This is a genomic window from Escherichia sp. KTE31 (assembly GCF_000407925.1).
GTDB classification, from domain to species: domain Bacteria; phylum Pseudomonadota; class Gammaproteobacteria; order Enterobacterales; family Enterobacteriaceae; genus Escherichia; species Escherichia ruysiae.
Genome location: NZ_KE136722.1, coordinates 858,523 through 874,568 on the forward strand (window position 1 = coordinate 858,523; position 16,046 = coordinate 874,568).

The 16,046-nt window shown below is 47.5% G+C and carries 13 protein-coding genes, 2 tRNA genes, 2 rRNA genes and 1 pseudogene; 10 read left to right on the forward strand and 8 right to left on the reverse strand.

The window, feature by feature from the left end:
• The first annotated feature begins 18 nt into the window (after positions 1-18).
• The 4 genes from WES_RS16825 to dkgB all read left to right on the forward strand — a co-directional run bounded on the left by WES_RS16825 (position 19) and on the right by dkgB (position 4,235).
• Positions 19-2,922 (forward strand): 23S ribosomal RNA (locus WES_RS16825).
• Between the two features lie 100 nt (positions 2,923-3,022).
• Positions 3,023-3,138 (forward strand): 5S ribosomal RNA (gene rrf, locus WES_RS16820).
• Positions 3,139-3,192: 54 nt separating this feature from the next.
• Positions 3,193-3,269 (forward strand) — tRNA-Asp (locus WES_RS16815).
• A 162-nt stretch (positions 3,270-3,431) separates the two neighbouring features.
• A complete protein-coding gene (gene dkgB, locus WES_RS16810) occupies positions 3,432-4,235 on the forward strand; it encodes a 2,5-didehydrogluconate reductase DkgB (RefSeq protein WP_000997065.1) in 804 nt (267 codons plus the stop codon).
• Here the strand turns inward: dkgB and yafC are convergent.
• On the reverse strand, positions 4,232-5,146 hold the full coding sequence (gene yafC, locus WES_RS16805) for a DNA-binding transcriptional regulator YafC (protein WP_016159335.1): 915 nt from the start codon (positions 5,144-5,146) through the stop codon (positions 4,232-4,234). The two genes, dkgB and yafC, sit on opposite strands and share 4 nt — an antisense overlap.
• A gap of 240 nt (positions 5,147-5,386) precedes the next feature.
• Between yafC and WES_RS16800 the strand changes: the two genes are divergently transcribed.
• Entirely contained in the window at positions 5,387-6,187 is an 801-nt protein-coding gene (locus WES_RS16800) for an endonuclease/exonuclease/phosphatase family protein (RefSeq protein WP_024195094.1), read from the forward strand.
• 77 nt (positions 6,188-6,264) lie between these two features.
• Positions 6,265-7,035 (forward strand): class I SAM-dependent methyltransferase, encoded by a 771-nt coding sequence (locus WES_RS16795; RefSeq protein WP_016159333.1) that lies wholly within the window; start codon positions 6,265-6,267, stop codon positions 7,033-7,035.
• Positions 7,036-7,082: 47 nt separating this feature from the next.
• On the opposite strand, the gene mltD is transcribed toward WES_RS16795, so the two are convergent.
• The gene (mltD, locus tag WES_RS16790) at positions 7,083-8,441 is read right to left on the reverse strand and encodes a murein transglycosylase D (protein ID WP_000644688.1); all 1,359 of its coding nucleotides are present in this window, start codon (positions 8,439-8,441) and stop codon (positions 7,083-7,085) included.
• Between the two features lie 71 nt (positions 8,442-8,512).
• Positions 8,513-9,268, reverse strand: coding sequence for a hydroxyacylglutathione hydrolase (gloB, locus tag WES_RS16785; protein WP_016159331.1), 756 nt, complete (start codon positions 9,266-9,268; stop codon positions 8,513-8,515).
• Between the two features lie 33 nt (positions 9,269-9,301).
• Between gloB and WES_RS16780 the strand changes: the two genes are divergently transcribed.
• The gene (locus WES_RS16780) at positions 9,302-10,024 is read left to right on the forward strand and encodes a class I SAM-dependent methyltransferase (protein WP_016159330.1); all 723 of its coding nucleotides are present in this window, start codon (positions 9,302-9,304) and stop codon (positions 10,022-10,024) included.
• Here the strand turns inward: WES_RS16780 and rnhA are convergent.
• Entirely contained in the window at positions 10,021-10,488 is a 468-nt protein-coding gene (rnhA, locus tag WES_RS16775; protein WP_000917883.1) for a ribonuclease HI, read from the reverse strand. The two genes, WES_RS16780 and rnhA, sit on opposite strands and share 4 nt — an antisense overlap.
• A gap of 63 nt (positions 10,489-10,551) precedes the next feature.
• On the opposite strand from rnhA, the gene dnaQ reads away from it, so the two are divergent.
• The 3 genes from dnaQ to WES_RS16760 all read left to right on the forward strand — a co-directional run bounded on the left by dnaQ (position 10,552) and on the right by WES_RS16760 (position 12,602).
• Entirely contained in the window at positions 10,552-11,283 is a 732-nt protein-coding gene (dnaQ, locus tag WES_RS16770) for a DNA polymerase III subunit epsilon (protein ID WP_024191062.1), read from the forward strand.
• Positions 11,284-11,415: 132 nt separating this feature from the next.
• A tRNA-Asp gene (locus WES_RS16765) sits at positions 11,416-11,492 on the forward strand.
• 330 nt (positions 11,493-11,822) lie between these two features.
• Complete coding sequence (locus tag WES_RS16760) at positions 11,823-12,602, forward strand: lipoprotein YafT (RefSeq protein WP_016159329.1); 780 nt, start codon at positions 11,823-11,825, stop codon at positions 12,600-12,602.
• 156 nt (positions 12,603-12,758) lie between these two features.
• Here the strand turns inward: WES_RS16760 and ykfM are convergent, their stop codons facing one another.
• From ykfM to WES_RS16740, 4 genes and pseudogenes are all read right to left on the reverse strand, one after another.
• On the reverse strand, positions 12,759-13,226 hold the full coding sequence (ykfM, locus tag WES_RS16755; RefSeq protein ID WP_016159328.1) for a protein YkfM: 468 nt from the start codon (positions 13,224-13,226) through the stop codon (positions 12,759-12,761).
• 9 nt (positions 13,227-13,235) lie between these two features.
• Entirely contained in the window at positions 13,236-14,147 is a 912-nt protein-coding gene (locus tag WES_RS16750; protein ID WP_016159327.1) for a hypothetical protein, read from the reverse strand.
• Between the two features lie 41 nt (positions 14,148-14,188).
• Entirely contained in the window at positions 14,189-14,671 is a 483-nt protein-coding gene (locus WES_RS16745) for an Hcp family type VI secretion system effector (protein WP_016159326.1), read from the reverse strand.
• Positions 14,598-16,039 (reverse strand): annotated as a pseudogene (locus WES_RS16740) (VasL domain-containing protein). Before WES_RS16740 ends, WES_RS16745 begins: the two are co-directional and overlap by 74 nt.
• Positions 16,040-16,046 lie beyond the last annotated feature (7 nt).

The window sequence follows — 16,046 nt, forward strand, 5'->3', positions numbered from 1 at the left end:
AACATCTTCGGGTTGTGAGGTTAAGCGACTAAGCGTACACGGTGGATGCCCTGGCAGTCAGAGGCGATGAAGGACGTGCTAATCTGCGATAAGCGTCGGTAAGGTGATATGAACCGTTATAACCGGCGATTTCCGAATGGGGAAACCCAGTGTGTTTCGACACACTATCATTAACTGAATCCATAGGTTAATGAGGCGAACCGGGGGAACTGAAACATCTAAGTACCCCGAGGAAAAGAAATCAACCGAGATTCCCCCAGTAGCGGCGAGCGAACGGGGAGCAGCCCAGAGCCTGAATCAGTGTGTGTGTTAGTGGAAGCGTCTGGAAAGGCGCGCGATACAGGGTGACAGCCCCGTACACAAAAATGCACATGCTGTGAGCTCGATGAGTAGGGCGGGACACGTGGTATCCTGTCTGAATATGGGGGGACCATCCTCCAAGGCTAAATACTCCTGACTGACCGATAGTGAACCAGTACCGTGAGGGAAAGGCGAAAAGAACCCCGGCGAGGGGAGTGAAAAAGAACCTGAAACCGTGTACGTACAAGCAGTGGGAGCCTCTTTATGGGGTGACTGCGTACCTTTTGTATAATGGGTCAGCGACTTATATTCTGTAGCAAGGTTAACCGAATAGGGGAGCCGAAGGGAAACCGAGTCTTAACTGGGCGTTAAGTTGCAGGGTATAGACCCGAAACCCGGTGATCTAGCCATGGGCAGGTTGAAGGTTGGGTAACACTAACTGGAGGACCGAACCGACTAATGTTGAAAAATTAGCGGATGACTTGTGGCTGGGGGTGAAAGGCCAATCAAACCGGGAGATAGCTGGTTCTCCCCGAAAGCTATTTAGGTAGCGCCTCGTGAATTCATCTCCGGGGGTAGAGCACTGTTTCGGCAAGGGGGTCATCCCGACTTACCAACCCGATGCAAACTGCGAATACCGGAGAATGTTATCACGGGAGACACACGGCGGGTGCTAACGTCCGTCGTGAAGAGGGAAACAACCCAGACCGCCAGCTAAGGTCCCAAAGTCATGGTTAAGTGGGAAACGATGTGGGAAGGCCCAGACAGCCAGGATGTTGGCTTAGAAGCAGCCATCATTTAAAGAAAGCGTAATAGCTCACTGGTCGAGTCGGCCTGCGCGGAAGATGTAACGGGGCTAAACCATGCACCGAAGCTGCGGCAGCGACACTATGTGTTGTTGGGTAGGGGAGCGTTCTGTAAGCCTGTGAAGGTGTGCTGTGAGGTATGCTGGAGGTATCAGAAGTGCGAATGCTGACATAAGTAACGATAAAGCGGGTGAAAAGCCCGCTCGCCGGAAGACCAAGGGTTCCTGTCCAACGTTAATCGGGGCAGGGTGAGTCGACCCCTAAGGCGAGGCCGAAAGGCGTAGTCGATGGGAAACAGGTTAATATTCCTGTACTTGGTGTTACTGCGAAGGGGGGACGGAGAAGGCTATGTTGGCCGGGCGACGGTTGTCCCGGTTTAAGCGTGTAGGCTGGTTTTCCAGGCAAATCCGGAAAATTAAGGCTGAGGCGTGATGACGAGGCACTACGGTGCTGAAGCAACAAATGCCCTGCTTCCAGGAAAAGCCTCTAAGCATCAGGTAACATCAAATCGTACCCCAAACCGACACAGGTGGTCAGGTAGAGAATACCAAGGCGCTTGAGAGAACTCGGGTGAAGGAACTAGGCAAAATGGTGCCGTAACTTCGGGAGAAGGCACGCTGATAGGTAGGTGAAGCGACTTGCTCGTGGAGCTGAAATCAGTCGAAGATACCAGCTGGCTGCAACTGTTTATTAAAAACACAGCACTGTGCAAACACGAAAGTGGACGTATACGGTGTGACGCCTGCCCGGTGCCGGAAGGTTAATTGATGGGGTCAGCCGCAAGGCGAAGCTCTTGATCGAAGCCCCGGTAAACGGCGGCCGTAACTATAACGGTCCTAAGGTAGCGAAATTCCTTGTCGGGTAAGTTCCGACCTGCACGAATGGCGTAATGATGGCCAGGCTGTCTCCACCCGAGACTCAGTGAAATTGAACTCGCTGTGAAGATGCAGTGTACCCGCGGCAAGACGGAAAGACCCCGTGAACCTTTACTATAGCTTGACACTGAACATTGAGCCTTGATGTGTAGGATAGGTGGGAGGCTTTGAAGCGTGGACGCCAGTCTGCGTGGAGCCGACCTTGAAATACCACCCTTTAATGTTTGATGTTCTAACGTGGACCCGTGATCCGGGTTGCGGACAGTGTCTGGTGGGTAGTTTGACTGGGGCGGTCTCCTCCTAAAGAGTAACGGAGGAGCACGAAGGTTGGCTAATCCTGGTCGGACATCAGGAGGTTAGTGCAATGGCATAAGCCAGCTTGACTGCGAGCGTGACGGCGCGAGCAGGTGCGAAAGCAGGTCATAGTGATCCGGTGGTTCTGAATGGAAGGGCCATCGCTCAACGGATAAAAGGTACTCCGGGGATAACAGGCTGATACCGCCCAAGAGTTCATATCGACGGCGGTGTTTGGCACCTCGATGTCGGCTCATCACATCCTGGGGCTGAAGTAGGTCCCAAGGGTATGGCTGTTCGCCATTTAAAGTGGTACGCGAGCTGGGTTTAGAACGTCGTGAGACAGTTCGGTCCCTATCTGCCGTGGGCGCTGGAGAACTGAGGGGGGCTGCTCCTAGTACGAGAGGACCGGAGTGGACGCATCACTGGTGTTCGGGTTGTCATGCCAATGGCACTGCCCGGTAGCTAAATGCGGAAGAGATAAGTGCTGAAAGCATCTAAGCACGAAACTTGCCCCGAGATGAGTTCTCCCTGACTCCTTGAGAGTCCTGAAGGAACGTTGAAGACGACGACGTTGATAGGCCGGGTGTGTAAGCGCAGTGATGCGTTGAGCTAACCGGTACTAATGAACCGTGAGGCTTAACCTTACAACGCCGAAGATGTTTTGGCGGATTGAGAGAAGATTTTCAGCCTGATACAGATTAAATCGACAGGTCAGAACATGACGTGTTGATAAAACAGAATTTGCCTGGCGGCCGTAGCGCGGTGGTCCCACCTGACCCCATGCCGAACTCAGAAGTGAAACGCCGTAGCGCCGATGGTAGTGTGGGGTCTCCCCATGCGAGAGTAGGGAACTGCCAGGCATCAAATTTAGCAGTAAGCCGGTCATAAAACCGGTGGTTGTAAAAGAATTCGGTGGAGCGGTAGTTCAGTCGGTTAGAATACCTGCCTGTCACGCAGGGGGTCGCGGGTTCGAGTCCCGTCCGTTCCGCCAATTATTAAGAAGCCTCGAGTTAACGCTCGAGGTTTTTTTTCGTCTGTATTTCTATTTTTGCCAAAATCGCAAAAATCCTCTGCATTTCACGCTCTTTTTCCGCAACAGTCTGAAGCCCATAATCATCTCAGTTAACGAACATAGCATTAGAAGAGGCATATTATGGCTATCCCTGCATTTGGTTTAGGTACTTTCCGTCTTAAAAACGACGTTGTTATTGCATCTGTGAAAACGGCGCTTGAACTTGGCTATCGCGCAATTGATACCGCACAAATCTATGATAACGAAGCTGCCGTAGGTCAGGCGATTACAGAAAGCGGCGTTCCACGTAATGAACTCTATATCACCACTAAAATCTGGATTGAAAATCTCAGCAAAGATAAACTGATCCCGAGTCTGAAAGAGAGCCTGCAAAAATTGCGTACCGATTATGTTGATCTGACGCTAATCCACTGGCCATCACCAAACGATGAAGTCTCTGTTGAAGAGTTTATGCAGGCGTTGCTGGAAGCGAAAAAACAAGGGCTGACGCGTGAAATCGGTATTTCCAACTTCACGATCCCGTTGATGGAAAAGGCAATTGCTGCTGTTGGCGCTGAAAACATCGCTACCAACCAGATTGAACTGTCTCCTTATCTGCAAAACCGTAAAGTGGTCGATTGGGCTAAACAGCACGGCATTCATATTACTTCCTATATGACGCTGGCTTATGGTAATGCACTGAAAGATGAGGTTATTGCTCGCATAGCAGAGAAACACAATGCGACCCCGGCACAAGTAATTCTGGCGTGGGCAATGGGGGAAGGCTACTCAGTAATACCGTCTTCTACTAAACGTGAAAACCTGGAAAGTAACCTTAAGGCACAAAGTTTACAGCTTGATGCAGAAGATAAAAAAGCGATCGCCGCACTGGATTGTAACGACCGCCTGGTTAGTCCGGAAGGTCTGGCTCCTGAATGGGATTAAGCCTCTCTGACAGCTCCTTCGGGAGCTGTTTTTACATGCTCGCTAAGGAAATCGATAAAGGCCCGGATGCGAGTACTTACCGCTCGGTCGCTGTAATAAACGGCACTGAATGGCATTTCCACTGGCAACACTTTATCTGCCATTAACTCCACCAGTTTACCACGAGCAATTTCTCTGTCGATCATATAGTCGGACAAACACGCAATCCCGTTGCCACTCAGGCAAAGCTGTTTCAAGGTTTCCCCGCTATTGGACGACAAACCGTACTTCACTTCATGTAATTGTCCATCGCTACAGGCTATCGGCCAGGTATTGAGGGAAGCGGGTTCAGTGAATCCCAGGCAAACATGTTGCTTTAAATCGTCGATAGTTTCTGGCTTCCCGTAGCGGGCAATATAGTCGGGGGAGGCGATAATTTTTCGATAACTGTTAAATAGCGGCCTGGCTCGTAAGCTGGAATCCGTTAACGTACCGGCGCGAATCGCGACATCCACTTTTCTTTCGATCAAATTAATGATCGTTTCGGAGGAGACTAGCGATAAAGTGACTTCCGGATAGCGTTCACGGAAAGGCTTAATCAACGGCATCAGAAAGTGCAGCACCACAGGAGTTGCGGCATCGATCCGTAACAGTCCGCGCGGTGTATTACGCGTCTCCATAATTTCTGATTCTGCCGCTGCCATCTCCTGCAAAATTGACTGTACGCGACGAAAATAACGCTCGCCTTCTTCCGTCAGGCTAAGTTGTCGCGTGGTCCGATTAAGAAGGCTAACGCCAAGTTTCATCTCCAGCTTTTTCACCGCCCGGCTTACCGCTGAGTTTGCTTGCCCTAATTGTTCCGCTGCCCGGCTAAAGCTGCCGCTTTCGACGACCGAAACAAAAATGGCGAGTTCTTCCGACGTGGCTTTCATTTTTGCTCCTGTTGCAAAATAGAAGAGATATTTTGAATTTATTTGTCATTAAACCATCAGGATACGTGATATGTCATCCGATTTAATGTTCTCAATAATGAGCAAAATTCTGTGCGGTGTAAGCACTTGCTTACATAACAATATACAATTGCTCGTTGAAAGAGTGAGCTAAAATCCCTATAACAGTAGAACCCTCCCGAGTGCGGAAGGGTTGACGTAATAGAGGTTTCAAAGTCAAAAGTGCGAAAAAATACCTATGCCATGCGCTATGTTGCCGGACAACCTGCGGAAAGGATCTTACCGCCGGGGTCATTTGCGAGCATCGGCCAGGCATTACCACCCGGAGAACCGTTAAGTACCGAAGAGCGTATTCGGGTCTTGGTGTGGAACATTTACAAACAGCAACGCGCTGAATGGTTGTCGGTATTAAAGAACTACGGCAAAGATGCGCATCTGGTGTTATTGCAGGAAGCGCAGACAACGCCAGAGTTAGTGCAGTTTGCGACTGCTAACTATCTTGCTGCCGATCAGGTGCCCGCTTTTGTGCTGCCACAACATCCTTCCGGCGTAATGACCCTTTCGGCAGCGCATCCGGTGTATTGCTGCCCGTTACGCGAACGTGAGCCTATTTTACGTCTGGCGAAATCGGCACTGGTGACGGTCTATCCATTACCTGACACCCGCCTGTTGATGGTAGTCAATATACATGCGGTCAACTTCAGTCTGGGCGTGGATGTTTATAGTAAGCAGTTGCTTCCTATTGGCGATCAGATAGCCCACCACAGTGGTCCGGTCATTATGGCGGGAGATTTCAATGCCTGGAGCCGTAGAAGGATGAACGCTTTATATCGCTTTGCGCGAGAAATGTCGCTGCGCCAGGTGCGTTTTACTGATGATCTGCGCCGCCGGGCGTTTGGTCGCCCGCTCGATTTTGTTTTCTACCGTGGTCTGAATGTCAGCGAAGCTTCCGTACTGGTTACGCGCGCTTCTGATCACAATCCGCTACTCGTTGAATTCAGTCCCGGCAAGCCTGATAAATAAGGTATGTCAGGTCTGCCACAGGGCAGACCAACGTTTGGCGCTGCCTTTTTATACTCAAACAACAAAAGGACAGTGCAATGACAACACAATCCCACCATGAGCACGTAGAAAAGCAGTTTAGCTCGCAGGCCAGTGAATATTTTACCAGTACCGTGCATGCATCCGGGCGTGACTTACAGCGCCTGGCGGCGTGTCTGACAGAGTATCCTGACGCTTGCGTACTTGATATGGGCTGTGGAGCAGGACATGCCAGCTTTGTCGCTGCGCAAAATGTGCAGGAAGTGGTGGCGTATGACTTATCTTCCCAAATGCTGGATGTTGTTGCACAGGCTGCAGATACCCGACAACTGAAAAATATCACCACTCGCCAGGGGTATGCCGAAAGCCTGCCTTTTGCCGATCACACCTTTAATATTGTTATTAGTCGTTATTCTGCCCACCACTGGCATGATGTCGGTGCGGCATTGCGTGAAGTGAATCGGGTGCTGAAACCCGGTGGTAGACTGATTGTGATGGACGTCATGTCACCGGGTCACCCGGTACGCGACATTTGGTTACAGACGGTAGAAGCATTGCGCGATGCCTCTCACGTGCGTAATTACGCCAGCGGTGAGTGGTTGACGTTAATCAATGAAGCCTATCTGCTTGTCGATAATTTGATCACCGATAAATTGCCTCTGGAATTCTCTTCGTGGGTTGCGAGAATGCGTACGCCAGAAGTGTTAGTAGATGCTATTCGCGTTTACCAACAGAGCGCATCGACAGAGGTGAAAACGTATTTTGCCTTGCAGAATAATGGCTCTTTCACCAGTGATATCATCATGGTTGAAGCACATAAAGCGGCATAAATAAAAAAGGCACCGGGGGAATCGGTGCCTTTCTGTTATCTGGTTTGTCAGGAATCTGGCATATTGTTGTTTTTCACAAACAACGTCAGCTTATCGCCTGGTTGCAGATTCGCAGTATCACTGTTCCAGCGCATCACATCTTTGATGTTTACGCCGTGACGCTTAGCAATGCTTGAAAGCGAATCACCTTTGCGCACACGATACGTAATACTGTCGCTGTTGTTTGCCAACCGCTGTGCGCTACTACCAGCGCCAATTGTCAGGCTTTGGCCTGGTTTCAGCTTAGAACCGCGCAGATTGTTCCACTGCTGCAAATTCTTTGTGCTTACGCCGAGACGTGAAGCGATGCTTGAAAGCGTGTCGCCAGAGCGTACGGTGTAAACGCGGCTATTAAGCGGCGTATTGTCGGCAACCAGTGTCGACTGTACGGCAGCAATTTCGCCTGAAGCCAGAGATTCACGCAGTTGATCTGCATGTTTCTTTGGCACCATCACGTACTGTGGACCACTTGCGCCCAGCGTGGAGCCTTTCACGCCAGCGTTGAAGGTCTTCAGTTTGCTGACGGAAATTCCCGCCATATCTGCAACCTTCGCCATTTCAACCGGGCTACTCAGGTGTACACGCGCCAGAGCACGGCTTTCATCGGTCGTCGGCAGACGTACACCATAACGCTTGCTGTTTTTGAGAATATCACTCAATGCCAGCATCTTAGGCACGTACTGCTTCGTTTCCTGCGGCAACGGTAACGACCAGAAGTCCGTGGATTTCCCACGCGCTTTGTTCGTTTTAATTGCCTTCATGACCCGACCTTCGCCGCTGTTATAAGCCGCTACGGTCAAAAGCCAGTCGCCATCAAACATCTTGTTCAGACGCTGCATCATGTTCAGCGCGGCAGTTGTTGAAGCAACAACATCGCGACGCGCGTCATAATTGCGGGTCTGTTTCAAACCATAATTGCGCCCCGTGCTTGGAATGATCTGCCAGATGCCTGCGGCATTGGCGCCAGACGTCGCGTGAGGATCAAAAGCGCTCTCCACTATGGGTAGTAGTACCAGTTCCATAGGCATGTTACGTTTTTTAACTTGCCCGGCTATCCAGTACATATACGGCTCTGCCCGTAAAGTTACATCGTGGAGATAGCTCTTATTGCGTAAATATTTCTGTTTCTGTTCGCGAATCCGGTCGTTTTCCGGAATTCCCATCTTTAGCTCGTCGCCTATGAAAGCCCACAAGTCACCATCCGGCGCGATAGACGTCCCATCGTCCATCCATCGTGCCTGACTTGTAAACTTTGCTGCTTCCCCTTGACCAGCTGCAGAAAGGCTCTGTGCGTGCTGTTGAACGTTACCAGTACTCTGGCAACCCACGAGCAGGACAGAGGCGAGTAATATCGCTTTTGCCTTCATGTGTGTGTCAATAGTTGCTTAAAAGACGACCGATCATAACGGTGAACGAAGCCGATGACAAGAAAGTTTTATCAGAATCTATCTTTCTTTGACCTTAACCAGGCAAAACGTTCTTCAGGTTGTTGCAATAATGTTTCTTTATTAATTACATTAATTAAATCAATATCTTCTGTTCTCAAAAAAACATTATTTTGCCGCTCATTTTTCAGAATTACGGGTAGTGTTATTTGATTTTTTGCCCGTAACTCCTTAACTTTACGATAATAATCATTTATAGACAAATCGTGCGGAAGAATGCTCAAAGCAAACTTCATATTTGATAAAGTATATTCGTGAGCGCAACACACCAGGGTATCGTCAGGAAGTTCACTTAATTTTTTAAGTGATTGATACATCTGTGATGCAGTGCCTTCGAATAGTCTACCGCAACCGCCAGAAAACAGAGTGTCGCCACAAAATAGATAAGGTTCACTAAAGTAACAGATGTGTTCTAAAGTGTGACCTGGCGTAGCAATTACACTAAATTCATGCCCCAAAACGAAGGCAGTATCACCATCTTTGACTACCTGCGTTGTTCCCTTATCTTGTGTCTCTTCTGGCCCATACACCACAATTTGCGGATACTTTTCTACCAGTTCTTTTACACCGCCAACGTGATCGTGGTGATGGTGGGTGAGGAAAATCGCTACTGGTTGCCAGTTGTTAGCTGAAATCGCCTTTAATACGGGTTCTGCCTCTCCTGGGTCGACAATCAGGCAACGACCTGCTTCATCAGACAAAACCCAGATGTAATTGTCATCAAAGGCGGAAATACTGTTAAGATTCATATATTACCTCTCAGTGCGAAACGGAAGGTTGTGATGAAACCGGCAAGGACCCCTCAAACTGTCGTGGCTCCTGATTGCTGGGGCGATTTGCCCTGGGGAGAGCTTTATCGCAAGGCGCTGGAACACCAGCTCAACCCGTGGTTCGCTAAAATGTATGGTTTTCATCTGCTTAAGATTGGCAATTTAAGCGCAGAAATCAATTGCGAAGCGTGCGCGGTTTCTCATCAAGTGAATGTTTCTGCGCAAGGAACGCCCGTCCAGGTGCAGGCTGATCCGCTTCACCTTCCTTTTGCCGATAAATCCGTCGATGTTTGTCTACTGGCGCATACATTGCCGTGGTGCACTGATCCGCATCGTTTATTGCGCGAAGCCGATAGGGTATTGATTGATGATGGCTGGCTGGTTATTAGCGGCTTCAATCCCATCAGTTTAATGGGATTACGCAAACTTGTGCCGGTATTGCGAAAAACATCGCCCTATAACAGCCGGATGTTTACTCTGATGCGGCAACTGGACTGGCTCTCTTTGTTGAATTTTGAAGTGCTACACGCCAGCCGTTTCCATGTTCTCCCGTGGAACAAGCACGGTGGAAAACTATTGAGCACGCACATTCCTGCGCTTGGTTGCTTACAACTTATTGTTGCCCGGAAACGGACTATTCCTTTAACGCTAAATCCGATGAAACAGAGTAAAAACAAACCGCGAATTCGCCAGGCAGTCGGCGCCACCCGGCAATGTCGTAAACCACAGGCTTAAACTTCGACTTGATAGCCCGTATCTTCCAGCGTGGGATTCATCGCCGCAGCACGAGCCAGTTCATCACAGCGTTCGTTTTCCGGGTGTCCGGCATGGCCCTTTACCCATTCCCATTTGATTTGATGCTGACCCAGCGCGGCATCAAGACGTTGCCAGAGATCGACATTTTTTACCGGTTTTTTGTCTGCGGTTTTCCAGCCACGTTTTTTCCAGTTATGGATCCACTGGGTAATCCCCTGGCGGACATACTGGCTGTCGGTACTCAAAATGACTTCGCAATGTTCTTTTAACGCTTCCAGCGCGACAATAGCAGCCATCAACTCCATACGGTTATTGGTGGTGCGGGTGTAGCCTGCGCTAAAGGTTTTCTCGCGTCCGCGATAACGTAAAATAGCGCCATAACCCCCAGGTCCAGGATTACCCAGACACGAACCATCGGTGAAAATTTCTACCTGTTTAAGCATCTCTGGTAGACTTCCTGTAATTGAATCGAACTGTAAACGACAAGTCTGACATAAATGACCGCTATGAGCACTGCAATTACACGCCAGATCGTTCTCGATACCGAAACCACCGGTATGAACCAGATTGGTGCGCACTACGAAGGCCACAGGATTATTGAGATTGGTGCCGTTGAAGTGGTGAACCGTCGACTGACGGGCAATAACTTTCACGTTTATCTCAAGCCCGATCGGCTGGTGGACCCGGAAGCCTTTGGCGTACATGGTATTGCCGATGAGTTTTTGCTCGATAAGCCTACGTTTGCCGAAGTAGCTGATGAGTTCATGGATTATATTCGTGGCGCGGAGCTGGTGATCCATAACGCAGCGTTCGATATCGGCTTTATGGACTACGAGTTTTCGATGCTCAAGCGCGATATTCCGAAGACCAATACCTTCTGTAAGGTCACCGATAGCCTTGCGGTAGCGAGGAAAATGTTTCCTGGTAAGCGCAACAGCCTCGATGCGTTATGCGCCCGCTACGAAATAGATAACAGCAAGCGTACGTTGCACGGGGCATTACTCGATGCCCAGATCCTTGCGGAAGTTTATCTGGCGATGACCGGTGGCCAAACGTCGATGGCTTTTGCGATGGAAGGTGAAACACAACAGCAACAAGGTGAAGCAACAATTCAGCGCATTGTGCGCCAGGCAAGTAAATTACGCGTTGTTTTTGCGACTGATGAAGAGCTTGCAGCGCATGAAGCCCGTCTCGATCTGGTGCAGAAGAAGGGCGGAAGTTGCCTTTGGCGGGCATAATTAACCGTTAAAGGCGCTAAAAATAGCGCGTTGGGCGATTTTTGCAGCAAACGATTCAAAAGATGAGAAAAAGCGTTGACGAAGGTCGAGGCAATCCGTAATATTCGCCTCGTTCCCAACGGAACACAACGCGGAGCGGTAGTTCAGTCGGTTAGAATACCTGCCTGTCACGCAGGGGGTCGCGGGTTCGAGTCCCGTCCGTTCCGCCAAATTCACTCATAAAAATGAGTCAGAGAGCCTCAAGATTTTTAATCTTGAGGTTTTTTATATTTAAATCCCGCCATTTCTTCGTTAAATGATTTTTCTCGCATGTATAATGCGTTAACCGCACATTATAGTCCATTCATCATTATTCAAAATTATCCTAACTATCCAATTTAAATATATTCATGCATTATGAGTTTTATTTTTATATTGATTTAATGAATTTGTGTTTATCATTATTTTGGTTTGTTCTGATTCAAGTAGAGTATATAATTAGAACTCGTTATCAGTGCTAAACATTATAATTATTATGACAGGCGAGGGATTGTCCGATTATGAATTCAAAAACGGTTTGTTGCATATGCTTATTGATCTCGCTTCTCGCGGGATGTTCCTCTAAATCTCCTATTGATGCAAAGAAAAAAAACTCCCCAGCTACACAAAGTAATATTAATAAAAACGTTCCTCAACAACTGACAGACAAAGATCTGTTTGGTAATGAAACCACTCTGGCTGTTTCTGAGGAGGACATCCAGGCTGCCCTTCAGGGAGAGGAGTTCCGCGTCCCCCTTAATTCTCCTGTAATTCTTGTTCAATCAGGTAGCCGTGCACCAGAAACCATCATGCAGGAGGAAATGAGAAAATATTATACTGTAGCCACATTTTCTGGCATCCCAGACAGGCAAAAACCTGTGACTTGTAATAAAATTAAAGAAGAAAATCAGGATGCTGTAGATACAGAAAATATGAACTGGATGCAGGCATTACGTTTTGTTGCGGCAAAAGGACATCAGAAAGCGATAATTGTTTACCATGATACTTTGCAAGCTGGAAAATATGACACTGCACTGAAATCAATCGTGTGGTCAGATTATAAAAATCAAAAATTGACTGACACGATGTCACTACGTTATTTGGTTCGTTTCACGCTGGTGGATGTGGCTACAGGTGAGTGGGCTACCTGGTCGCCGGTGAATTATGAATATAAAGTGCTTCCACCGCTGCCCGGCAAGAATGAGGCTGGTACGACTGATGTGACAGAGCAGCAAATTATGCAACTTAAGCAAAAGACATATAAAGTGGTGATAAAAGATTTGGTTAACCGCTATCAATAATAAATTATATCTGCCGCCAATAATTTCTGGCGGCAATGATGCGAAATTCTTTGCATAAGAAATTTTTCCTGACAAAGGAAGTACCACAAATAAGAAAGGATATATAACCCTGAGTTCAAAACTATTTATTTTAAGATGGTTAACTATTTTAAGTTCTTAATCACCTCTGTGAGAAATATATTCATTATTACATTTCATGCCATTTTTAATATAGATTGCACCTGAGAAAATTCCTTTGTTATTACTGCAGGGGTGATAATGAGTATTGACATATCCTGTGACAAAGGGGGCCATTAAAGGTGCTATTGCGATAGCTATTAATAAAAAAATAAGAGTTAATTGCATTGTTATTTCTGTGGCGAAATTGATAACCTTCGTTTTCTTGATTAAGAATGATTTTATTATCGTAATTAAAATTATATTAATATTCAGAAAGGAAAACGATATGAAACCAAAGCATAGAATTAACATTTTCCAGTCGTAAAATATTTCCGTGCAGCCTTTTATTATTGAATATAGAGGTTTAATGCCGGTAAAAAACAAAGATGCATTGAATGCAGGGAAAAATAATATAGCCATAAAAAGCATCGAAAGAAAGTCTTTAAATTTAACATGTAAACGCATAGTTAATCCTCATATTACGGGAGTGTTAAGAATATACATAAATGGAGTCATGTTTTCCCTTTTCCATTTCTCAATTTCCTGTTGCCGTTTTAGTCCATCTCTAATCGCATCTTTTAATTTGTCTGATAAATGGTATCGAGCATCGATGTCATTTAAAACAATTGTACACACTATCCCTGTCAGTAAAATTGCTCCTCCTACAAGAATTACTGGAAAGCCAAAACTAAGACAGGCAAAAGAAGCCAGGCTTCCAATAGCGGTTGCAACACCGCCTGCTATCACTGCTTTGACCACATCCATTGAAATATCGCCAAGAAAATTAACCAGATCTCGCTCTGAACTCATAATAAATTCTATGGTTCTCCAGGCTACTGAAAACCATATACAGAACTTAACTCCTTTTATTGATTCTGATAAAGATCCTCGCCAGCCAACAGCGAGTTCCAGCACTTGAGGTGCTCGTGAAGAGAAAATATATTTACCAAGTTTTTCTAAAAGCCAAGGGCTGGATGTTGTGACTTTTATATATTTCTCCCCAAGTATTTCAAAATAACTTGCTTTTGTATGCTTTAACGCATTAAAGTTAAATATAATTTTCCCATTTTTATCAAGCTCGGTCGTTAATTTACTCGCATTAGTTAACCACGCGAGCACATCTTTTATACCTGAAGGATGTGTAGTAATAAAATGAATGTAGTCAAAAGATGTTATTGAGTTGAGTACTCTTTGGGCAACATCAAATGTCAAGAGAATAACATGATGAGTGTTCTGATGCCTTAACTCATCAATAAGTGGGACGTCGTTAAGATAAGGATGCTGTGGTACTAGCTGGTTTATTGGTTGAGTCCCTCGAAGAATGTCACCTACATAATCAGCCCACTGTGCATTCTGTGTGTTTTTATTATTCCTTAAACCAGCCATTTTATCTCTCCATAAGTAAGTTATTATATTATTACAGTATTTTATTGTATTCGTTCCTCCCATTTACTCATTGCATTTGTCCCGGCCAAAGTATGCTCCCATGAAATTGATTCATAAATGAAAGCAATTCTCTCTTGTGGTTCCAGTTCTTTTTCCAGGACAGCATGTGGTGTGACAAAATCAATGCTTGATATTCTGGCTTTTGATAGATTTATTTTATAGTAAGGTTGGTAAATACCCGCTTTACTGGTTCGGTAGAGTATAAATTCACATGTTGCCATTTTTTCATTGTCACTAAGTGCTTTTGCCAGCAATGGTGAGGATTTATCAACAGGTTTGGTGATAATCAATTCATGATGATTGACATTTTGACTTCTTGACATGGAGTGCATTAACGCATAAACCATGATCTGATCTTTATGTTCTGGCTGCGCTTTGTTTCCGACAGAATCAAGCGTTGAGCAACCCGCTGAAATCAGCCCTTGTGTTTCCCCACTCAAAGATAAATAACTCATATTCGCCATGATAATCTCCTTTAATTACTTTCCGTATGTGGGTTCGGTTGCCGCCTCTGGTATCGCGTTATTTTTTAGCAGTAGCCAGCGACTTAAGGCACTATCCAGGCGCTCATTAATTTGTTTTTCCAGCGCATCTGTATTCTGCTTCTGCGCGCGGGCGTCCTGGTACTGTGTCAGCAAGGATTCTAGCGGCGTTTCCTGTCCCAGTCCCCGCTCCGCCTGCCAGATGACATTTTTAATATAGGAAAGGGTTAATCCCTCTTTCTCGCGCTGCATCACGAGATCCGCAAAGGCGTGTAAGTCCTGGCGGGTCTGCAACCAGCCACGTAACTGCGGGCTACTTTGTGCGCGGGTTTTGAGTGCTTCATTCCATTGTGTCGAGGCCTGCTGCTGTTGCAGACTTTTCGGCCAGCGACTGTCGGCCACACGCATCATCTGCATCCCGGTTTCCAGCGGCTGTGCCGGGGAGACGCCAAGAAGTTGTTGCAGCCTGCGTTCATAGTTTTCGAGTTCAGGTGCCGCCATCCACACCGTTGCTGCGCCCTGAGCGGTGTCGGTAACCTGTAACAGCTGCTGCTGCACTGGATATACCAGCCACCACCACAATGCTGAGGCGACAACCGCTGAACAGACGATCCCTGCGATAAACCCTCTTACTGTGTTGCCTTGTTTCACCACACTCTCTTGTAGAGTACTCTCTGACAGACTGCGAACTTCTACCTTCATCTCAGACAGGTTGGGCACGGGAGGAACTACCGCTTCTGGCGTGGAGAATGCCGTTGTTTCCGGGGCATAAATCAGCGTTCTGACTGTAGTCTGTGCGGCGTTCTCAACGTTACTTTTCGGCTGGGGTTCAAGCCGTTTACGTGTGTTCTGCATAAAATAGAGCAGATTCTCCACGCGAGGAACGCGCTTCAGCTCCACCTGCTGGAGCTTGTCGCAGATAAGCTGCAATGCCCGCTCTGTGCGGTAGAGCTGCGGCAGATCAGATTCCGCAAAGGAGATTTGCTGACGCAGAATATTGCCGGTCCGGGAGTTAAACCAGTCCAGCATTTCAGTACGCGCCGAACCGGCCTGCGGCCAGAACTTATCCCAGTCGTGGTTTACCATTGCCGCCAGCAGTTCCGCACCTTCGCAAAAGCCCGCCAGCCCCTGTGTCCGTGTCCGGGCCAGCGTGTAGTAGGTGGCGGTGTGCAGATCCACGCCGTTGGCTTTAAAAATCGCCAGCGCCAGCGACTCCACCAGTTTCCAGTTCAGCTCCGGCTGTGACGGGTGGCTTGCTTTGTTAATTTCCTCGCGGATGGCGCTGAACTCCGGTAGTCCGCGTGGGTCACTGCCGGTAACGATAGTTTGTGTCAGTCCGTTACTATTCATCCCTGCC

Coding starts and splice junctions, on each gene's coding strand:
- gloB (WP_016159331.1), bottom strand. CDS start 9,268: ATGAATCTTAACAGTATTTCCGCCTTTGATGACAATTACATCTGGGTT.
- WES_RS16780 (WP_016159330.1), top strand. CDS start 9,302: ATGAAACCGGCAAGGACCCCTCAAACTGTCGTGGCTCCTGATTGCTGG.
- WES_RS16795 (WP_016159333.1), top strand. CDS start 6,265: ATGACAACACAATCCCACCATGAGCACGTAGAAAAGCAGTTTAGCTCG.
- WES_RS16760 (WP_016159329.1), top strand. CDS start 11,823: ATGAATTCAAAAACGGTTTGTTGCATATGCTTATTGATCTCGCTTCTC.
- WES_RS16745 (WP_016159326.1), bottom strand. CDS start 14,671: ATGGCGAATATGAGTTATTTATCTTTGAGTGGGGAAACACAAGGGCTG.
- WES_RS16750 (WP_016159327.1), bottom strand. CDS start 14,147: ATGGCTGGTTTAAGGAATAATAAAAACACACAGAATGCACAGTGGGCT.
- yafC (WP_016159335.1), bottom strand. CDS start 5,146: ATGAAAGCCACGTCGGAAGAACTCGCCATTTTTGTTTCGGTCGTCGAA.
- dnaQ (WP_024191062.1), top strand. CDS start 10,552: ATGAGCACTGCAATTACACGCCAGATCGTTCTCGATACCGAAACCACC.
- dkgB (WP_000997065.1), top strand. CDS start 3,432: ATGGCTATCCCTGCATTTGGTTTAGGTACTTTCCGTCTTAAAAACGAC.
- rnhA (WP_000917883.1), bottom strand. CDS start 10,488: ATGCTTAAACAGGTAGAAATTTTCACCGATGGTTCGTGTCTGGGTAAT.
- ykfM (WP_016159328.1), bottom strand. CDS start 13,226: ATGCGTTTACATGTTAAATTTAAAGACTTTCTTTCGATGCTTTTTATG.
- mltD (WP_000644688.1), bottom strand. CDS start 8,441: ATGAAGGCAAAAGCGATATTACTCGCCTCTGTCCTGCTCGTGGGTTGC.